General features: G+C 49.6%; 18 protein-coding genes. 5 read left to right on the top strand and 13 right to left on the bottom strand.

Translation table 11 applies throughout. From position 1 onward, the window contains the following. The first annotated feature begins 56 nt into the window (after positions 1–56). Entirely contained in the window at positions 57–2024 is a 1968-nt protein-coding gene (locus EZV72_RS08170; protein ID WP_137166781.1) for a tetratricopeptide repeat-containing sulfotransferase family protein, read from the top strand. A 62-nt stretch (positions 2025–2086) separates the two neighbouring features. On the opposite strand, the gene ppsR is transcribed toward EZV72_RS08170, so the two are convergent. After that, positions 2087–2899, bottom strand: a complete 813-nt coding sequence (ppsR, locus tag EZV72_RS08175; protein WP_137166782.1) for a posphoenolpyruvate synthetase regulatory kinase/phosphorylase PpsR — start codon at positions 2897–2899, stop codon at positions 2087–2089. A 203-nt stretch (positions 2900–3102) separates the two neighbouring features. On the opposite strand from ppsR, the gene ppsA reads away from it, so the two are divergent. Further along, positions 3103–5472 carry a phosphoenolpyruvate synthase gene (ppsA, locus tag EZV72_RS08180; RefSeq protein WP_137166783.1) on the top strand — a complete coding sequence of 790 codons (2370 nt, stop codon included), beginning with the start codon at positions 3103–3105 and terminating at the stop codon, positions 5470–5472. Between the two features lie 88 nt (positions 5473–5560). On the opposite strand, the gene EZV72_RS08185 is transcribed toward ppsA, so the two are convergent. The 8 genes from EZV72_RS08185 to EZV72_RS08220 all read right to left on the bottom strand — a co-directional run bounded on the left by EZV72_RS08185 (position 5561) and on the right by EZV72_RS08220 (position 12745). Further along, positions 5561–5776, bottom strand: a complete 216-nt coding sequence (locus EZV72_RS08185) for a tellurium resistance protein TerC (protein WP_137166784.1) — start codon at positions 5774–5776, stop codon at positions 5561–5563. A 136-nt stretch (positions 5777–5912) separates the two neighbouring features. Further along, a complete protein-coding gene (locus EZV72_RS08190; protein WP_137166785.1) occupies positions 5913–6368 on the bottom strand; it encodes a GNAT family N-acetyltransferase in 456 nt (151 codons plus the stop codon). A 46-nt stretch (positions 6369–6414) separates the two neighbouring features. Continuing rightward, the gene (locus EZV72_RS08195; RefSeq protein WP_137166786.1) at positions 6415–7557 is read right to left on the bottom strand and encodes a cupin domain-containing protein; all 1143 of its coding nucleotides are present in this window, start codon (positions 7555–7557) and stop codon (positions 6415–6417) included. Positions 7558–7597: 40 nt separating this feature from the next. Beyond that, on the bottom strand, positions 7598–8791 hold the full coding sequence (locus EZV72_RS08200) for an adenylate/guanylate cyclase domain-containing protein (protein WP_175405074.1): 1194 nt from the start codon (positions 8789–8791) through the stop codon (positions 7598–7600). Between the two features lie 140 nt (positions 8792–8931). Further along, a complete protein-coding gene (gene purB, locus EZV72_RS08205; RefSeq protein WP_137166788.1) occupies positions 8932–10308 on the bottom strand; it encodes an adenylosuccinate lyase in 1377 nt (458 codons plus the stop codon). A gap of 11 nt (positions 10309–10319) precedes the next feature. Beyond that, positions 10320–10949, bottom strand: coding sequence for a high frequency lysogenization protein HflD (gene hflD / locus EZV72_RS08210; RefSeq protein WP_137166789.1), 630 nt, complete (start codon positions 10947–10949; stop codon positions 10320–10322). Further along, complete coding sequence (gene mnmA / locus EZV72_RS08215; protein WP_269747636.1) at positions 10949–12070, bottom strand: tRNA 2-thiouridine(34) synthase MnmA; 1122 nt, start codon at positions 12068–12070, stop codon at positions 10949–10951. The genes hflD and mnmA overlap by 1 nt, the downstream gene beginning before the upstream one ends. A gap of 123 nt (positions 12071–12193) precedes the next feature. Further along, on the bottom strand, positions 12194–12745 hold the full coding sequence (locus tag EZV72_RS08220) for an rRNA large subunit pseudouridine synthase E (protein ID WP_137166790.1): 552 nt from the start codon (positions 12743–12745) through the stop codon (positions 12194–12196). 406 nt (positions 12746–13151) lie between these two features. On the opposite strand from EZV72_RS08220, the gene EZV72_RS08225 reads away from it, so the two are divergent. Further along, positions 13152–15374 carry an NADP-dependent isocitrate dehydrogenase gene (locus EZV72_RS08225; RefSeq protein WP_137166791.1) on the top strand — a complete coding sequence of 741 codons (2223 nt, stop codon included), beginning with the start codon at positions 13152–13154 and terminating at the stop codon, positions 15372–15374. Positions 15375–15828: 454 nt separating this feature from the next. Here the strand turns inward: EZV72_RS08225 and cspD are convergent, their stop codons facing one another. Next, positions 15829–16047, bottom strand: a complete 219-nt coding sequence (gene cspD, locus EZV72_RS08230; RefSeq protein ID WP_137166792.1) for a cold shock domain-containing protein CspD — start codon at positions 16045–16047, stop codon at positions 15829–15831. A 203-nt stretch (positions 16048–16250) separates the two neighbouring features. On the opposite strand from cspD, the gene clpS reads away from it, so the two are divergent. Then, positions 16251–16571, top strand: coding sequence for an ATP-dependent Clp protease adapter ClpS (gene clpS, locus EZV72_RS08235; protein ID WP_137166793.1), 321 nt, complete (start codon positions 16251–16253; stop codon positions 16569–16571). A gap of 26 nt (positions 16572–16597) precedes the next feature. Continuing rightward, positions 16598–18877, top strand: coding sequence for an ATP-dependent Clp protease ATP-binding subunit ClpA (gene clpA, locus EZV72_RS08240; protein WP_137166794.1), 2280 nt, complete (start codon positions 16598–16600; stop codon positions 18875–18877). 93 nt (positions 18878–18970) lie between these two features. On the opposite strand, the gene infA is transcribed toward clpA, so the two are convergent. The 3 genes from infA to aat form a co-directional block, all read right to left on the bottom strand. After that, positions 18971–19189, bottom strand: coding sequence for a translation initiation factor IF-1 (infA, locus tag EZV72_RS08245; RefSeq protein ID WP_137166795.1), 219 nt, complete (start codon positions 19187–19189; stop codon positions 18971–18973). A gap of 72 nt (positions 19190–19261) precedes the next feature. Next, positions 19262–19975 carry an arginyltransferase gene (locus EZV72_RS08250; RefSeq protein ID WP_137166796.1) on the bottom strand — a complete coding sequence of 238 codons (714 nt, stop codon included), beginning with the start codon at positions 19973–19975 and terminating at the stop codon, positions 19262–19264. Beyond that, complete coding sequence (aat, locus tag EZV72_RS08255) at positions 19972–20721, bottom strand: leucyl/phenylalanyl-tRNA--protein transferase (protein ID WP_137166797.1); 750 nt, start codon at positions 20719–20721, stop codon at positions 19972–19974. The genes EZV72_RS08250 and aat overlap by 4 nt, the downstream gene beginning before the upstream one ends. Positions 20722–20892 lie beyond the last annotated feature (171 nt).

Here is a 20892-nt window from a genome sequence, read left to right on the forward strand (position 1 = left end):
ACTGATACGGCAAGCCCGCGATGGGCTTGCCGTTTTTATTTGACCAGCCGGTAGTTATGAATACACAAGAACAAACACAGTTAAACATGCTTAAAAAAGCGCTGATGCAGTCACAGTATGCGACGGTTATTGCCCAGTGTGACGACGTGCTGGCCAGCCTGACATCACCTGAAGCGATGCGTGAAGCCCGCTATTGCAAAGCCGTGGCGTATCGCCTGAGCGGGCAGCCAGACCTGGCACTGCATGATTTACAGCAGCTGGTAACTGATTTTCCCGATTATGGCCGGGCCTATCAGGAGCAGGGCTATTGCTACCAGCGCCAGGGCGAGGATCAAAACGCCACTTATGCGTTTTATCAGGCGACCCGGTTTAACCCGGCACTGCTGGCGGCCTGGCAGCAACTGGAGCAGGCGTACCAGCGCGACAATCAAATCCGGGCCCTGCAGCTGGCTCAGCAGCAAATCTCTTTTTTAACCTCGTTGCCCAAGCCTTTGCTGGGGGCAACAGACCTACTGCACGATGGGCAACTGTTTAAAGCCGAGCAGGTTTGCCGTCAATACTTGCAAGCCAATAAACATGATGCCGAGGCAATGATGCTGCTGGCAGAGATTGGCATGCAGCTTAAAGTTTACAGTGACGCCGAATTTTTACTGGAAAGCTGCGTCACGCTTTATCCGGATAACGACCGGGCGGCAGCAGCTTATCAGGCGCTGTTATCCAAACTGGGTAAGTTTCCACAGGCGGTGAAACAGGCCCGCAGACGCCTGCAAAACCAGCCACACAATATGACGATTCAGGCCGGGCTGGCTCATGCGCTGGTGGGCGTCGGCGCGCTTAACGAAGCGATTGAATTGTACCGCACATTACTGGCCGACCAACCGGCACGTCCGGCACTCTGGGTGGCACTGGGTCACGCCCTGAAAGCGGCCGGAGATACCGTTGGCGCGATTGAAGCTTATCAGCAGGCGGCCCGGCAGGCACCGGATTTTGGTGACGCTTACTGGAGCCTGGCCAATACCAAAACCTACCGGTTTGATGATGCCATGATTGAATCCATGGTGGTTGCGCAGCATGGCAGTACCGTCAAACTGGAAGATAATATTCATCTGTGTTTTGCGCTGGGCAAAGCACTGGAAGACAACAAGCAGGCTGATCAGGCATTTAGCTATTATCAGCGCGGTAATGCATTAAAGCGTAAAACCCTGCGTTTTGATATCAGCCGTACCGAGGCGGCGCTTGAGGCGCAGCAGCAGGCGTGTCAGGCGCCCATGTTTGCTCAGCCTGGTGGCTGTCATGCCCCTGATCCTATTTTTATTGTGGGACTGCCGCGGGCCGGCTCAACACTGCTTGAGCAAATCCTGGCCTCTCATTCTATGGTGGACGGCACCATGGAACTGCATGATATTCTGGGAATTGCCAACAGCCTGAGTCATCAGGGCAACGCCTATCCGTTTAACCTGGCCCGGCTAAGTGATGCGCAGTGCCAGGCACTGGGCCAGCAGTATATAGAGCAAACCCGGGCCTATCGTAATGGCGCGCCATTTTTTATTGATAAAATGCCCAATAACTTTATTCATATCGGGCTTATCAAGCGTATTCTGCCCAAGGCCAGAATCATTGATGCACGGCGCGATCCGGTAGCCTGTTGTTTTAGTGGTTACAAACAGCTGTTTGGCGAGGGGCAGGAATTCAGCTACAGCCTGCGTGATATCGGCCGTTATTACATCGCTTATGAAAAACTGATGAACCACTGGCACCGTGTGTTACCAGGCCAGATACTGACTGTACAGCATGAAGCGGTGATTGATGATCTCACCGGCCAGGTCAAGCGACTGCTGGCATTTTGCGAACTGCCCTTTGAGCAGGCCTGTGTGGACTTTCACGTCACCAGAAGGGTGATAAAAACGCCCAGCTCTGAGCAGGTGCGCCAGCCTATTTATCGTAGCGGTATGACCCAGTGGCAGCAGTTTGAAGCTCATCTGGGCCCGTTGTTTGATGTGCTGGGGCAGCGTACAAACCGCTAAACCGGTACGGCAGATTAATCACATAATAAGCAGGCAGACCGCTATGGCGCCTGCCCGTGAGTTTAATACTTGCGTCGCTGCAGTCCTGTTTCAGCCAGAATTTTGGCCGAGATTTCCTCAATAGAAAACCGGGTACTGTTTAAAAACGGAATTTTTTCCCGGCGGTACAGGTTTTCTACTTCACGTAACTCCATCCGGCACTGTTTAAGTGAGGCGTAGCGGCTGTTTGCGCGGCGCTCGGAGCGGATCTGACTAAGCCGTTCAGGGTGAATCGTCAGCCCGAACAGCTTGTGCTTGTAAGGCCGTAAAGCCGGCGGCAACTTCAGCATGTCGCCCATATCTTCCTCGGTGAACGGGTAATTCGCCGCTTTGATGCCGTATTGCAGCGCCAGGTAAAGACTGGTCGGGGTTTTACCGGAGCGGGATACGCCTACCAGAATAATGTCAGCATTGGCATATTCTTTAAGGTTAGAGCCGTCATCATTGGCCAGGGCGTAATTTACCGCTTCAATCCGTATATCGTAGGTTGTTTCATGAATACTGTGGGTGCGGTGTTTTTCCGGTTTGGAAGGCACGCCCAGTACTTTTTCCAGCGGCGCAACAAACTGGTCGAGAAAATTATAATTAATTCCCACCGAGCGGGCGATAATTTTACGGACATCCGCATTCACAATTGTATAAAAAACGAGCGGTCGCTCTCCGCTATCTTGAAAACTTTCAGAAATTCGTTCCAACACCCGGTAGGCGTGTTCTTCGTCTTCAACAAACGGAATTGTTTTGTGGTCAAATTGCATCGGGAACAGAGATAACAAGGCATGCCCGAATACTTCAGAGGTAATTGCAGTGCCATCGGAAATGTAAAAAGCTGTACGCACAACCAGTCCTTAAGTGTTGTAATTAATTTACAGAATTAATAAATGTTTTACTTTTAAATTTTCTCCATTCTATGATGGTTTTGTCGAAAAGCCAGTACCACTAAAGACTTAGTTGTCTACACTGGTGTAAGACACACACGTAGTGAAAACAGAAAGTCGTCCTGACGGACTCATTATAGACATAAAAGCTGGAGGCTCGGGCTGTGCAAGAACACGTATTGTGGTATCAAGAGTTGGGGATGCATGATGTTAACCGGGTGGGCGGTAAAAATGCATCGTTAGGAGAAATGATTTCGAATCTGGCCAATGCCGGGGTGCAGGTGCCAGGCGGTTTTGCAACAACGGCTGATGCCTTCAACCAGTTTTTACTGCAAAGTGGCCTGGATGCCCGGATTCATGAAGTGCTGGACGCACTGGACGTGGATGATGTGAACGCACTGACCGAAGCAGGTAAGAATATTCGGCAGTGGATTATCGATACGCCGTTTCAGCCAGAATTTGAAAAAGCCATCAGTGAAGCCTTTGTTACCCTACAGGGCGATGCAGGCGAAGAAGCATCCTTTGCGGTACGGTCTTCTGCTACCGCTGAGGATATGCCGGATGCTTCATTTGCCGGTCAGCAGGAAACTTTCCTGAATGTAAAAGGCTATGATGCCGTTATGGTGGCCATCAAGCACGTATTTGCCTCACTGTTTAACGATCGTGCAATTTCTTATCGTGTACACCAGGGCTACGACCATAAAGGCGTGGCGTTATCAGCTGGTGTACAGCGCATGGTCCGCAGTGACATTGCTTCTTCAGGTGTAATGTTCACCATCGATACCGAGTCAGGCTTTGAAGATGTGGTGTTTGTCACAAGCTCGGTTGGTCTGGGCGAAATGGTCGTACAGGGCGCGGTGAACCCGGATGAATTTTATGTGCACAAGCCTACACTGGAAAAAGGTTTACCGGCGATTGTTCGTCGTAATCTGGGCAGCAAGCTGACCAAGATGATTTACTCAGACGATGCCTCTCACGGTAAACAGGTCTCCATTGTGGATGTTGAGCGTGCCGACAGCATGAAGTTCTCGCTGACCGATGACGAAGTACAGGAACTGGCCAAACAGGCTGTCATTATTGAACAGCACTACAAGCGTCCAATGGATATTGAGTGGGCCAAAGACGGCACTGACGGCAAACTCTACATTGTACAGGCCCGTCCGGAAACGGTACGCAGTCGTGAAGACAGCCAGACCATTGAACGCTTTCAGTTAAAAGGCCAGAGCAATATTATCTGTGAAGGGCGTGCCATCGGGCACAAAATCGGTGCAGGTACTGCCAAGGTACTGGGCTCAATTGAGGAAATGGATAAAATTCAGGCTGGCGATGTGCTGGTTACGGACATGACCGACCCGGACTGGGAGCCGATCATGAAAAAGGCCTCGGCCATAGTGACTAACCGTGGCGGTCGTACCTGTCACGCAGCAATCATTGCCCGCGAACTGGGTATCCCTGCGGTCGTGGGCTGTGGCAATGCTACAGACTCGATTCAGACCGGTGATGAAGTCACCGTGTCATGTGCTGAAGGGGATACCGGCTTTATTTACAATGCCCAGCTGGAATTTGATGTGGTGACATCACGCATTGATTCCATGCCGGACCTGCCGCTTAAAGTGATGATGAACGTGGGTAACCCGGATCGCGCTTTTGATTTTGCCCGTTTGCCAAATGAAGGGGTGGGGCTGGCTCGCCTTGAATTCATTATTAACCGTATGATTGGTGTGCATCCTAAAGCACTGCTGAATTTTGATGATCAGCCTGAAGAGCTGAAAGAAGAAATCAGCGACATGATTGCTGGTTATGATTCACCCACTGAATATTACATTGAGAAACTGGTTGAGGGGATCAGCACCATCGGCGCTGCTTTTGCACCGAAAAAAGTGATTGTGCGGATGTCTGATTTCAAATCCAACGAGTATTTCAACCTGGTGGGTGGTTATCAGTACGAGCCGGATGAAGAAAACCCGATGCTTGGCTTCCGTGGTGCAAGCCGTTACGTGTCTGAAGAGTTCCGTGACTGCTTTGCGCTGGAATGCGAGGCCATTCGGCGGGTACGTAACAAAATGGGACTGACTAATGTTGAAATCATGATTCCGTTTGTGCGCACAGTGGAAGAAGGGCAGCAGGTAATTGATTTGCTGGCTGAGGAAGGTCTGGTACAGGGCGAAAACGAATTACGTGTCATTATGATGTGTGAACTGCCGTCCAACGCGCTGCTGGCGGATAAATTCCTGGATATCTTTGACGGTTTCTCAATTGGCTCGAACGACCTGACACAGCTGACGCTGGGTCTGGACCGTGACTCTGGCTTGATTGCGCATCTTTTTGAAGAGCGTAATGAAGCTGTGAAAGCCCTGCTGTCTATGGCGATTCAAACCGCCAAGCGCCGGGGTAAATATGTTGGGATCTGCGGCCAGGGGCCGTCGGACCACGAAGACTTTGCCGCCTGGCTGGTACAGGAAGGCATCGATTCATTATCTCTGAACCCTGACACAGTGGTAGAAACCTGGTTATACCTGGCGGAAAACCACTAAATAATAATAATAACAACACACTCAACGTAAAGAAGCCGCATTATGCGGCTTCTTTTTTAGGTGCTGGCTGTTAAAAAATAAGCTGGAATCAGCGTAACTTTCTGGCCAGCAACCAGGCATCAACGCGTCGTGCACTGCGCGCTGTAGAGCGCTGAAACCAAACCAGCCAGCCACGGGCCCGGGGCCAGTCGTAGCTCAACAACACCAGGCCGGAAATTACCAGCAAGGTGGAGCCCGGTATAATAGTGAAAATGATGCCGGCAACAAACAACAACCCGCCCAGCGTCAGTCTGAGTAATTTCATACTACTGCGTTGTCCTTATCCAAAACTTATAATCTGCTAACCCTGACATTACTGTGCCTGCACGCACCGCGCAAACAAGCTTGTGTAAACAAGTGTGTCAGCTTACTGCGTAGGCTGTATTGTCGGCACTTGCTTGTCAGTGCAGCCGGCTGACATCCGGCAGACGGAACTTATTAATCGGGCAGCTCATAGGCAATCTGGCAATACCTGCGTCCATGAATGCCGGACCAGCCGGCCGAAACCCCAGTTCGGTATGATATTCCACACTGGTTAAATCACAATGCAGGGTGACCTGGGCTATCTGAATGGCGGTTGCCTGTTCCAACAAGGCTGAAAACAAGGTCTTGTAAACTTCAAGGTTACGAAAGCCGAGTAAAATAGCAACCCGGCCAATTTCGCCGTTACGGGTAAGCCGGGCCGTGGCTACCGGTTTGTTATCTGCGCTGACAATAATATGAAATGCCTGTTCATCATCACTGTCAAATTCAGCACTGCGTGGTAATTGCCACTCCAGTACAAAGACCTTTTCACGAAGTTTAACAAGCTGCTCCCGGGCACTCGCCCAGTCTACGGTTTTGATGCTATAAGCCATACCACGCCTGCCTCCCTGTAGTGCAGTCCTTGCGGATGTGTTTGACTTACTCCAGGGAAATGTCCTCCAGTTCCCAATAGCCCTTATTAACCAGTATAGCTAATAGTTCAAAAAATGCACAGCCTGTTGTATCCAGCCAGCTGTCATCAATCACGTCACCCTCGATCAGACGAATGCAATTATCCTGCATAGTGGCGGCTACCGTGAACATCTCGCCATTGACATAAAAGTCAAAGGTACTGCTGTGTGGGGCAGGCTGACGATAAACCGGGCGGGTTCCAGGACTGCGGTATACCAGCTGACCGTTGTTCAGAGCGTCTTGCAAAGAGGCGGCGGTAGCCAGCGTATCGGGCACCATTTCCGGAAGGTGCTGATCGCTGAGCATGCGCATCAGGCTGGTTTGCCATTCTGGTTTCTCCAGCGCGTTTTGCAGCAGACGGGTCAGTTGTTGTAAATCGGCATCCTCCACCAGAGCAGGCCGTACAGCCTGTGCCCGGGCCGGGTCTGTGAAGCGCTGGCTGTCGGTGGGCTGTTCTTCAAATACCGCAGTCAGTGTATCACTGAGCTGGGCCTGGTCAGGGGCACGAAAGCCGACCGAATAGGTCATGCAGTCTTCCAGCGCTACGCCATCGTGTGGCCAGCCGGGAGGAATATACAAAATATCGCCCGGCTCGAGCACCACATCCAGTACCGGTTCAAACGGCGCAATCTGCTGGAGCTTTGGATGAGGATAAACCGCCTGATGCTCGCCTGGCCGGCCTACCTTCCAATGTCTGCGTCCTTTACCCTGCACCAGAAAAACATCGTACTGGTCCAGATGCGGACCAACACCGGCGCCCTGGGTGGCAAAGCTGACCATCAGATCATCCATACGCCAGTAAGGCAGAAAGCCAAACGCATCCATCAACAGGGCTGCTTCGTCTACGTAACGGTCGACCGCCTGAACCAGCAGCGTCCACTGGTCTTTACAGACCTCGGAAAAGTCATCAAACGGCCCTGCGGTCATTGTCCAGTCATTGTCTTTATGACTGATAATACGACTATCCACTTCTTCCATTTCACTGAGACCGGCCAGATCGTGCTCATCCAGAAAGTCTGCAAAATGGTCGAATCCACGACGGATCACAAAGGGTTGTTGTTGCCAGTAAGATTTTAGAAAGGCGGCGGTGTCCAGATTTAATGTAAACAAAGGCTACTCGGTTATAAACTTTTCGCCATTGTAAAACAAATCACACCACTTTGCGCAATACCGGATGACCGCGATAACGTGCATCATAGTCCTGGTACTGGCCAGGCTCATAAGGAGACATCAAGTCACCGCGTAAAATATCCGCTGTTACCGGACAAACGGTAACTTCATCCGGCTGCCCAAACTGCTCCAGCCGGGACGCCAGATTGACGGTTTTACCCCAGATATCAAAATGGGGTTTGTGGTTACCAATAATACCGCCGGTGACCGCACCGGTGGCCATTCCGACCCGCACTGACAAATCAATATTAAGCCGTTCACGCAGCGTTGCGACAACATCGATGATGGCAAAAGCAAAATGACACAGGCGGGTGGCATCTTTGCCCGCCGGAGGAATCGCATTGCGGCGGATAATAGGCACCCCGGTCGCAGCCATATATTCATCGCCGTTGGTTTTGATTTTTTCCACGCCATAGCGCATAGCAATATCATCAAACTGCAGGTACAGGTTATTGAGCAGGGCAACCACTTCTTCATCATCGAACCGCTCACTCAGTCCGGTGTAGCCGCGTAAATCCGCAAACAGCACACTGACGGTGTCCAGCTTACGGGTTTCGCCAACCTGCCAGTAGTCAGCCGGGTTGTCCGGGTCTCTGGGCAGGAGGCTGGCAACCAGTGAACTGTCCAGGCCGCGCATGATGGCATTGCCGGCCTGGCGGGCCCGCACCGTGCGTAACAGATAAAGGCTGCCAATTCCCAGCACCAGGCTGTTAAAAAAGCGCACCGACTTCCACACTTCACCTTCAGGTAAAATGATGAACAGTTCTGTACCCAGAAAAGTAATCAGAAAAAACAGCTCACTGATCTGCTGTGCCTGTTTTTCTTCCTGGCGGAAAAAATAGTCACAACCCACCATGGCCAGTAGCAGAAAATACTGCAGACCGGTATCAGCACCCCACAATAGGGATGTGGTAGCGATCGCTGAGCCTACAGCGAGTAAAAACAAGCTGCGCGAGAGCCTGAAGTGCTTAAGGCGTTTTCCCTGCATTAAAACAATAAGGCTGGTAAACCAGGCTGAATGCAAAGTGAAATTAAGTAATATGAGGGTAGAGGCTTCACCGGCCACATACTCAAGATAAAATGAGTATGACACCAACACCAGCAGCGCGGAAAAACTTAAATTAAGTATCAGTTTTTCTCTGACATCGGTATTGCCTGATTGATTCCTGATCACAGCCATCCTTACGTCGTTTGACTGTTTGACCGGCGCGCCGGACAAACATGTATCTTCCATAATACTAGATCATTTTTTGGCTGGTGATAAACCCGTTTATATCGCGGCGCACTTAGCAGAGATGCGCCGCAGGTACAGGGTTATTCGCCTAGTAGTTGATCAACCAGACGCTCAGCATCACCGATGTAAGTGGCCGGGGACAAGGCTTTAAGTTGATCTTTAGCCATTTCAGGCATATCCAGCGTGTCGATAAATTCACTGATAGCAGCAGCATCGACCTTTTTACCGCGGGTCAACTCTTTAAGCTTTTCATACGGCTTTTCAATACCATAGCGGCGCATGACCGTCTGAATAGGCTCTGCCAGTAATTCCCAGTTGTTGTTTAGTTCATTAAGCAGGCTTTGCTCATTCACTTCCAGCTTGCTGATGCCTTTCAGTGTAGCCTGATAAGCAATCACAGAGTAACCTGCACCAACGCCCAGATTTCTCAGCACGGTGGAATCCGTCAAATCGCGCTGCCAGCGTGATACGGGCAGTTTGCTGGCCAGGTGGTCAAAAATGGCATTAGCCAGGCCCAGATTGCCTTCAGAGTTTTCAAAGTCAATCGGGTTAACTTTGTGCGGCATGGTGGAAGAACCAATTTCACCGGCCACCGTTTTTTGTTTGAAATGACCCAGGGCAATATATCCCCATACGTCACGGTCAAAATCAATCACGATGGTATTGAAGCGTCCCACCGCATCAAACAGCTCGGCAATATAATCATGCGGTTCAATCTGCGTGGTAAATGCATTCCAGGACAGACCCAGGCTGGTAACAAATGCCTGAGAAGTGGCATGCCAGTCAATGTCAGGGTAAGCAGAAAGGTGAGCATTGTAGTTACCCACAGCCCCATTGATTTTACCCAGCAGGCTAACCTGAGCAATCTGGTCGCGCTGACGCTGCAGGCGCACCGCCACATTAGCCATTTCCTTACCCATGGTGGTTGGCGAGGCTGGCTGGCCGTGAGTACGGGCCATCATCGGGATGCTTTTGAAGGTTTTGGCCAGGCGGGTCAGTTCGCTAATCAGCTTATCGCAATAAGGCAGTAATACCGTATCACGGGCTTCTGTTAGCATCAGACCATGCGACAGATTATTGATGTCCTCTGACGTACATGCAAAGTGAATGAACTCGCTGATGGCGTTCAGTTCGCTGTTGTCTGCCACTTTTTCTTTTAAAAAGTACTCAACGGCTTTCACGTCATGGTTTGTGGTACGCTCAATGTCTTTGATGCGCATGGCATCATCCACTGAGAAGTTGGCCACAATGTCATCCAGCAGGGCGTTTGACTGTTCGCTAAAGGCCGGTACTTCGGTAATCTGCTCGTGGGCAGCCAGCATCTGCAACCAGCGTACTTCTACCTGAACACGGTATTTTAATAATCCGTACTCGCTGAAAATACTGCGAAGTTCTTCACTTTTGCTGGCGTAGCGTCCGTCCACCGGTGAAATAGCGGTTAACTGAGTCAGTTCCACCTTTTTGCTCCTCAACTATTGATTAAGCGCAGTGCCTGAGTGGCACTGTCTACGATTTGTTTGCGGTTCAGTAAAATCTGTCTGCGGCGGCCACCCATTTGACGCCACATAACGGCGCCTCGTACGCCGGCCAGAAGCAGCGCCCGTACCCGGTGTTGGTTAACCGGCTGGCGCAGATGATCAGGATTACCTGCCACCTGAATGCGGGGAGCCAGAGGGCTTACAATATCAGAGTAAATGCTGGCAAGAGATCCGACAATCTGATGATTGTCAAAGCTGACATGGGCCAGCTGACGCTGAACATGGGAAATACGATCGCCAAGCTCGTTCATCGCCTGTGGTTTTTTCGCCAATTTACGTTCCAGTCCCAGAATGCTGGCAATATAGCGGGTCAGCTCGGTGTCTTTGGTGGCTGACTTGTCGGACAACTGACTAAACAGAGTTTTGTAGCCAAGAGACAAGTTTGCCAGGCTGCCAAACACATGTTGCGGGCTTTCCGGATCGGTCACCAGAATACTGGACAAACTGGCTTCAAAAGCCTGCTCATCGATGGTGCCCAGCCGCGCCACCTGTTTAACCAGGGCAGCGGCCTGGCAGACGCCTGCCAGGGCTAAATGTTGTTCTATTTTTGCATCCAGCATCAACGGATATAACTCTCTATAATCGCACCACCCAGACAGACTTCATCCAGATAGAAAACAGCAGACTGACCCGGCGTAACGGCTTTTTGCGGCTCATCAAACATGACGGTGACCTCATCATTACCGCCAGGCGTGATAGTGCAGGGAATATCCTGCTGACGGTAGCGGGTTTTTACCACCGCTTGTAGAGGCGTCACCAAAGGTTCACGACTGACCCAGTGCAACTGATTGGCAATCAGGCCATTGGAAAACAGGCGTGGATGGTTGGCACCCTGACCGACAATCAGAACATTTCTGGCTACGTCTTTGTCAACCACATACCAGGGATCATCACCATATTTGGCCAGACCGCCAATATGCAGGCCCTTACGCTGACCTAACGTGTGGTACATCAGGCCTTCGTGCTGACCAATCAGTTCGCCTTCAGCGGTTTCAATCTCACCAGGTTGGGCAGGTAAAAACTTGGACAGAAAATCTTTAAATTTACGTTCACCGATAAAACAGATGCCGGTTGAGTCTTTTTTATCCGCGGTGACCAGGCCTTGTTCTTCAGCAATCCGGCGCACTTCTGGTTTTTCCAGTTCACCCACCGGGAACAGGGTTTTGCCAATATGTTCATGGCTCAGGGTATACAGGAAATAGCTCTGGTCTTTGTTATTGTCCAGACCACGCAGCATCTGCCACTTGCCATCCACCAGGCGGCGCTGTACATAATGACCGGTAGCGATAAAATCAGCGCCCAGATCTTCAGCAGCAAATTCCAAAAAGGCTTTAAATTTGATTTCCTTGTTGCACATAATATCCGGATTCGGTGTACGACCCGCTTTGTACTCAGCCAGGAAATACTCAAATACATTATCCCAGTATTCGGCAGCAAAATTGATGGTGTGCAGGTGAATGCCCAGCTTATCGGCAACGGCCTGGGCGTCAGCTAAATCTTCAGCTGCGGCGCAGTATTCATCGTTGTCGTCTTCTTCCCAGTTCTTCATGAACAAGCCTTCTACCTGATATCCCTGTTGCTGAAGCAAATAGGCAGAAACCGATGAATCAACACCGCCGGACATACCGACAATGACTTTTTGTTGTTCAGGGGATTTGGGAGCTGTTGTGTTTGTTGTCACCTTACTATCTTCACTTTCAATATGGTTCAATTTGAGGTCGCGAAGTCTACCAGATTTTCACTTGTATGACACGACCAACTTGCTGGCAATATAAGGCCACTCAGACCAATTTAAACCTATATATTACATTTCAAAAGACAGGTATTCGCCGTTGCCAATACCATCGATTGTCCAGTTTCCAACCCGATAACGAATCAGTCGCAAAGTAGGATAGCCCACATGGGCCGTCATACGTCTGACCTGCCGGTTACGGCCTTCACTGATGGTAATGCTTAGCCAGCTGGTGGGAATATGCTGGCGAAATCGTACCGGGGGATTACGAGGCCACAGAGCCGGCTCATCAATGCGTCTGACTTTAGCCGGCCGGGTCATGCCGTCTTTTAATTCTACGCCTTCACACAGTGCTTTAATGGCCGCTTCATCCACCTCTCCCTCAACCTGAGCATAATAGGTTTTGCTGGTTTTATTGGCCGGGTTAGCCAGCTTGTGCTGCAGTTTGCCATCGTCGGTCAGCACCAGTAGTCCTTCTGAGTCACGATCCAGCCGGCCCGCTGCATACACCCCGGGAAGGGGAATAAAATCTTTGAGCGTTGGCCGGCCCTCACCATCGGTAAACTGCGACAGCACATTAAACGGCTTATTAAACAACACAACAGTAGTGGGGGATGCGGACATGAAGGCACTCTTACAAATCGATGGATAACAAATAATGGGCGAAGTGTAACAAATACTGTGGCAGTGCGCCCATGCCGGTGACCAATATGCCGGTTAAACCACCGGATGTTGTCCACAAATGCGGGCAATCTGGCGCACTTTGTCAGGTAAGACAATGGTATGACTTGTAACTCAAACATTCGTCCCTATACTATTGAACGCGGCAAAATTTGTACTAAAGACTGGTATATAAGCAAGCGTTTGTGCGTCATGGGTCGAGGCGCAGCAGAACGGTATTGCCGGTTGAGCCCGTTACTGGCGGGCCACAAGTACGGACGAGCCAGACGCGTGACCTGGTATGTATAGGCATGGCCAGGCACAAAAATGGACTATAACGGTACGACTACCGAAAACTTCGAGGTATATAATGACCAAAGCCAAGTCGACTATCATCTATACCAAGACCGACGAAGCGCCGATGCTGGCGACCTATTCGTTGCTCCCTATCATCGAAAAATTTGCTGGTGCAGCAGACATCGATATCGAACTAAGTGACATTTCACTGGCAGCCCGGATTCTGGCGAATTTTTCAGATTATCTGACAGATGAGCAAAAGGTACCGGATGCACTGGCAGAGCTTGGCGAGCTTACTCAGGACCCAAATGCCAACATTATTAAGCTTCCTAATATCAGCGCTTCAATTCCTCAGCTTCGCGCCACCATTAAAGAACTAAAAGCACAAGGTTTTGATATTCCGGACTTCCCGGAAAGCCCTAAATCAGACGAAGAAAAAGAGATTCGTGAGCGCTATGGTAAGACTCTGGGCAGTGCGGTAAACCCGGTACTGCGTGAAGGTAACTCTGATCGCCGCGCACCAAAAGCGGTGAAAAACTTTGCCAAGAAATATCCGCATTCTATGGGTGAGTGGAGCCAGGCTTCTCAGTCGCACGTGGCGCACATGCGTGGCGGCGACTTCTTCTCCAGCGAAAAATCAGTGACCGTAGAAAAAGACGGTCATGTGTCTATCGAATTTACTGATAAGCAGGGCAATAAGAAAACCCTGAAGCCAAAAGTTAACCTGCTGGCTGGCGAAGTAATCGATGGCATGTTCATGAGCAAAAAAGCGCTGTGCGAATTTTTTGAAGAACAAATTGAAGATGCCAAGAACTCCGGCATTCTGTTCTCGCTGCACGTAAAAGCAACCATGATGAAGGTGTCTCACCCCATCGTGTTCGGCCACTGCGTAAAAGTATTCTACAAAGAACTGTTTGATAAGTACGGTGATTTGTTTGATGAACTGGGCGTTAACCCGAACAATGGTCTGGGCAGCGTGTACGACAAGATTGAAAGCCTGCCAGAATCACAGCGCTCTGAAATTCAGCGTGACATTAATGCCTGCTACGGCAACCGTCCGCCGATTGCGATGGTTAATTCTGACAAGGGCATTTCTAACCTGCATGTGCCCAGTGATGTTATCGTTGATGCCTCCATGCCGGCCATGATTCGTAACTCAGGTCAGATGTGGGGACCGGATGGAAAGTCGCACGACACCAAAGCGGTTATCCCTGAAAGCACCTATGCCACTATTTATCAGGAAGTGATTAACTTCTGTAAAACTCACGGTGCATTTGACCCTACGACCATGGGCACAGTACCTAACGTGGGTCTGATGGCGCAAAAAGCCGAAGAGTACGGTTCTCACGACAAGACCTTTGAAATTGAAGGTGAGGGTACGGTTCAGATTATCGATCAGGACGGTAACGTGCTTATCGAACATGCTGTGGAAGAAGGCGATATCTGGCGTATGTGTCAGACTAAGGACCTGCCGATTCAGGACTGGGTGAAGCTGGCCGTAACCCGTGCTCGTCAGTCTGGTATGCCGGCTATTTTCTGGCTGGATGATGAGCGTGCACACGATGCGCAGCTGATTGAAAAAGTGAATAAGTATCTGCAGGGTCACGACACCAATGGTCTGGACATTCAGATCATGTCTCCGGTTCGCGCTATTCGTTACAGCATGGAACGTGCAATCCGCGGTCTGGACACCATCTCTGTGACCGGTAACGTACTGCGTGACTACCTGACTGACCTGTTCCCGATTCTGGAGCTGGGTACCAGTGCCAAAATGTTGTCTATTGTACCTCTGATGGCCGGTGGCGGTCTGTATGAAACAGGCGCGGGTGGATCTGCACCTAAGCATGTTCAGCAGTTTGTTGAAGAAGGTCACCTGCGCTGGGACTCACTGGGTGAATTCCTGGCACTGGCTGTGTCGCTGGAAGATGTATCTATTAAGCATGGTAACGCCCGTGCGAAGATTATCGGTCAGGGCCTGGATAAAGCCACTGAAATATTGCTTAATGAAGGTAAATCACCAAAGCGTAAAGCGGGTGAGCTGGATAACCGTGGTAGCCATGTATGGCTGGCGCTGTACTGGGCAAAAGAAGTGGCCAATCAGACTGAAGATACTGAACTGGCAGCGCAATTCAAAGAGGTGGCTGACAAATTGGAAGCCAATATCGATACGATTTTGCAAGAAATCAATGCGACTGAAGGTTCGCCTCAGGAAATTGGCGGGTACTACTACCCAGATACCAAAAAGGTATACAACGCCATGTCTCCGAGTAAAACTCTGCATGAGATTTTAGGGTAAGTCATTTACCCATTAACGATTAAAGCCGGCATCTGCCGGCTTTTTTATGCTTGGTCAGTAAGCGGCAAATCATATTGCCACCTTTTAGCAGGTGTAAGGCAATGCTTGAGTCAGTGGCTACAAAAGCGCATTGCTACAAAATGGTGCCACAAAGCGGTGCAGCTGCCTGGTAATGGACGGCAAGCCGGGCCTCCATTCACCAGCAACCAACGGGAAAAGTACGCACAAAGCCCTACGAAGTCACTGGCACACCATAAACAGAATGGCGTTGGACGAGGTTCATAAAGCAAAGACGTTTTGAATCTTACCGGCAGACTGCCTGACAGAGGGGGGGAGGGAGATAAAGAAAAAGTTAATAGTGAAATCTGAATGCCCGTTTTTGTAACGAGCATAAAAAAGGCCTTTAGCTGGAATTGCCAGAAAAAGCCCTTTTGGCAAAAAAGTCTTTTAAAACTTAACGCTCTGGTTCGTCAACAATTCCAATATTTTCAGCGTGAAGACCTTTAGGGCCTTGCTGTACATCGTAAGTGACTTCCTGGCCTGCTTTTAGCGAACGATATCCATCCATCTGGATTGTGGAGTAGTGGGCAAAAATGTCCTCACCACCATCTTCAGGAACGATAAAACCAAACCCTTTTGCGTTGTTAAACCACTTAACTTTACCAACCGCCATACTTCGACTTCCTCTTAATCCTTGAACTCACAAAGTAATGCCCCCACAATAGATTTGAAGGGCAGGTATGCTTGCATGCGTCACTTCATGCAGGCATAGTCAGACTGTATGTATTTTGACCATTAAATGTCAAGCGTATTTTAAAGAATTAATCGGAATCAAAAAATTCAGCGTAATATACGCTTAAGCACTATCCTAATACTATGAGTAAAGACAACGCGATCAGTATCGAAAAAGAAAAGTTACGTGAAGCGCAGCGTAAGAAAGCGCAGCCGCCTCCGATGTTTAAAGTGTTGTTGAACAACGACGATTACACGCCAATGGACTTTGTAATCGAAGTGCTCATGCATTTTTTCAATATGGATGCTGAAAAGGCCAATCAAACTATGCTCACCGTGCATTACCAGGGTAAGGCTGTGTGTGGCATATATACTGCAGAGATTGCAGAAACAAAAGTGATGCAGGTCAACCAGTACGCACGTAAGAATCAACATCCTCTCATGTGCACCATGGAGCAGGCGTAAGTCAACTAACCTATAGGGCGAGCAATATGTTGAATAAAGAATTAGAGCAAACGTTGAACGAAGCTTTTGTGTTTGCCAGAGAACACCGCCATGAATTCATGACAGTTGAACATTTACTGCTGGCATTAATGGACAACACCTCGGCGCAGGAAGCCCTCAAAGCCTGCGGTGCCGATATTGACGCAATCAAAAACGAATTGATTGAGTTTGTAAAAGATACCACGCCGTTAATTATGGATGATCAGGCCAACGATCGTGAAACACAACCCACTCTTGGATTCCAGCGTGTGCTGCAACGGGCGGTGTTTCATGTACAGTCATCCGGTAAAGATGAAGTGACCGGTGCCAACGTGCTGGTGGCCATTTTTTCTGAACAGGAATCTCAGGCTGTTTATATTCTGAAAAAATCAGACGTCACCCGTCTTGATGTGGTGAACTTTATCAGTCACGGCGTCAGTAAAGCCGAAGACGATGAGCCGGCTGCCGGTAATGAAGCGGCCGAAGAAGGGGCCGAGGGCGAAGAGGGCGGTTCAGCGCTGAGCAAATACGCAACCGATCTTAATCGCCATGCCAAAGAAGGCAAAATTGACCCGTTGATTGGCCGTGACTCTGAGCTGGAACGCACGATTCAGATTCTGTGTCGTCGCCGTAAAAATAACCCGCTGCTGGTGGGTGAGGCCGGTGTGGGTAAAACAGCGATTGCTGAAGGCCTGGCTTATCGGATTGTGAATGACGACGTTCCCGAAGTAATTGCTGAAAGCACGGTGTATTCGCTGGATTTAGGCGGCCTGCTGGCTGGCACCAAATATCGCGGAGATTTTGAAAAGCGTTTAAAAGCCATTCTTAAAGAACTGTCTAAAGATGAAAACGCGATTCTGTTTATTGACGAGATCCATACTATTATCGGTGCCGGTGCGGCATCTGGCGGGGTAATGGATGCATCTAACCTGCTTAAGCCAAAACTAAGCAGCGGTGAACTGCGCTGCATTGGCTCCACCACGTATCAGGAATATCAGGGTATCTTTGAAAAAGACCGGGCACTGGCGCGCCGGTTCCAGAAAGTCGATGTGATTGAGCCTAGTGTAGGCGATACCACCAAGATTCTGATGGGTCTGAAGGATCGGTACGAGTCGCATCACAGTGTGCGTTATACGCAAAAAGCACTGGCGGCGGCGGCAGAACTGTCGGCCAAGTACATTAATGAGCGTCAGCTGCCGGATAAGGCCATTGACGTGATGGATGAAGCCGGTGCCAGTCAGCGTCTGCTACCGCAGTCCAAACGTAAGAAGACTATCAACGTCAGCGATATTGAGCAGATTATTGCTAAGATGGCCCGTATCCCGGAAAAATCCGTTTCAGCATCCGACATGGAAGTGCTGAAAAATCTGAGCCGCGACCTGAAGATGATGGTATTTGGCCAGGATAATGCGATTGAGTCACTGACCGATGCTATACACCTGTCACGTTCCGGTCTGGGGAACGAAGACAAGCCGATTGGCAACTTCCTGTTTGCCGGTCCGACCGGGGTAGGTAAAACCGAGGTCACTCAGCAACTGGCCAAGATTATGGGCGTTGAACTGCTGCGCTTTGATATGTCTGAGTATATGGAGCGTCATGCGGTAAGTCGTCTGATTGGTGCTCCTCCCGGTTACGTGGGTTATGACCAGGGTGGTTTGCTGACCGATGCGGTGATTAAAAACCCATACTCGGTTGTTCTGCTGGATGAAATTGAAAAAGCGCACAGCGATATCTACAACATTCTGTTGCAGGTCATGGACCATGGTACGTTGACGGATAACAATGGTCGTAAGGTCGATTTTCGTAACGTTGTAGTGGTGATGACCACCAATGCCGGTGTGCAGGAAACGGTGCGTAAATCTATCGGCTTTAAGCAGCAGGATCACAGCCATGATGCCATGTCGGAAATCAACAAGGTATTTTCCCCGGAATTCCGTAACCGGTTAGATGGCATTATCTGGTTCAATCACCTTGAGTCAGACGTTATTCTGCAAGTGGTCGATAAGTTCATTATTGAGCTACAGGCTCAGCTGGATGTGAAAGGCGTATCACTGGAAGTAACCAGCGAAGCCCGCGCCTACCTGGCAGAGAAAGGCTATGACCGCTCTATGGGTGCGCGTCCGATGGCCCGTCTGATCAAAGATGAGATTAAGAAAGTGCTGGCTAACGAACTGTTGTTTGGTGAGCTGAGCAAGGGGGGCAATGCAAAAGTGGATCTGAAAGACGATAAACTGGCCTTTATCTACTCTGGTGTTGAAAGCCAAAAAGAACAAACCGAAGCCAATTGATAAGAGGCCGGTGGGGTTTCCCCTGCCGGTTTTCAGCCAATAAAAAACCCGGCCATGGCCGGGTTTTTTCTTATAAGATTCTTACTTACTGAATTATCTTGCGCGATAAATGATACGGCCTTTAGTCAGGTCGTATGGAGTCATTTCAACAGTAACTTTGTCACCCGTTAAGATACGGATATAGTTTTTGCGCATTTTACCGGAAATGTGCGCCGTTACCACGTGGCCATTTTCCAGCTCTACGCGGAACATTGTGTTTGGAAGCGTATCAAGAATGACGCCTTCCATTTCAATAGAATCTTCTTTTGCCATGTATAGCAGTTACCTCAGTAAGTCAAAATTTTGCCGCGCAGACATTAACCAATCTGGGGCGTTATGTAAAGTTTAAAGGCGACTTTTTTCCGCACGATGCCATTTATTACCAAAAAAACGCTCATTTGGAACAAATTTGCCTTTGTAATTCATCTTATTGCAGCTGTCGATTTGGTAACCCAGATACAGATATTGTTTCTGCTGTTCCCGGGCATGCATTATTTGCTGCATGATCATCCAGCTACCAAGAGAATAAGTCGTATAGTCGGGGTCAAAAAACGTATACAGGGCTGAGAACGCCTGTTGGTCTGTCCCGTTATCAATATCATCAGTCACAGCCACGGCAATCAGGGAATCGCCGTCATAGGCTTCTATAAAGACTGGTGACTTCCAGTTACACAGCACAAAACTGTCAAACTGGCTACGACTGGGTGGATACATTGTACCATCGGCATGCCTGTGATTGATATAGCGCTCATACAGAGGATAGTAATTCTCTTTCGGAGCCCGGGTCAGAACCGAAGAAAAAGCGCGATTTTTACTAAGCAGCCGTTTCAGGCTTTTGCTGGGGGCAAATTCATTCACCAGCACCCGCAGCGATTGGCAGGCCTGACAGGTTGGACAGTGGGGCCGGTAAATCTGCTCACCACTGCGCCGGAAGCCGGCCTGAATCAGCTGACCGTAACGCCAGGCAAGATCCTGATCTTTTTCTGCAAATACCAGCAGCTGTTCGTGCTCGCCGGGTAAATAACTGCAGTCAAATGCTTGAGTAATGCCAAATTTCATGGGGTAATAACCTGCTTTTGCCAGCAACACGCATATTCCGGCGAAATATTACCGCTACTATCGAGCGTCTCATTATGCTCCCGCAAACGGGATATAAAAGATTCCCGGCTAATCGTCTGCGCGCCCAGTGTCGTCAGATGCTCAGTAGGCAGCTGGCAGTCTATAAACGCCATGCCTTTGTTCTGCATATGATTTACCAGTGCATACATAGCAAGCTTAGACGTATTTGTGGCTTTGTGAAACATGGATTCACCACAAAATATCCGGCCTACGCCAACGCCATATAAGCCACCCACCAGCTGCCCGTCACTGTCCCATACCTCAACAGAGTGGGCTAGTCCAGCCTGATGCAGGCGTACATAGGCTTGCTGCATCTCGGTAGTGATCCAGGTGTCGGTAGATTCCGTGTCTGAATCAGGATGCCGGCGAGGAACGGTTGAGCAGGCAGCTATCACCTGATCAAACGCCTGATTTAAGGTCACCTGGTAGCGCTGTTGACGGACCAGCTTGCGCAGGCTTTTTGATGCATGAAAATGATCAAGTTCGATAATCGAGCGGGGGTCTGGTGACCACCACAAAAGTGGCTCCTGTTCGCTGAACCAGGGAAAAATCCCTTTTGAATAGGCCTCAAATAAGCGGCCTTCACTTAAATCAGCACCAAAAGCCAGCAAGCCGTTAGGTTCATCCAGCGCGGTGTGCACTGGCGGAAACGGTGAAAATTGTGTCAGGTAAGGAAGTTCTATCATAAAACTGCGATACTAATGCGGCCTGTACTGATAATAACGAGAATACTGTGTTTATTGAGCGTAAGGCAAGTCTAATAAAATAGTTTACTGAAGTGAAGCAGGGCAGGGCCTGAGCAAAAAAATGCCCGCATTATGCGGGCATCAGGTAGTAAAAGCACAAATTATTATGGC

Origin of the sequence: Salinimonas lutimaris (assembly GCF_005222225.1) — a bacterium.
Lineage (GTDB): Bacteria > Pseudomonadota > Gammaproteobacteria > Enterobacterales > Alteromonadaceae > Alteromonas > Alteromonas lutimaris.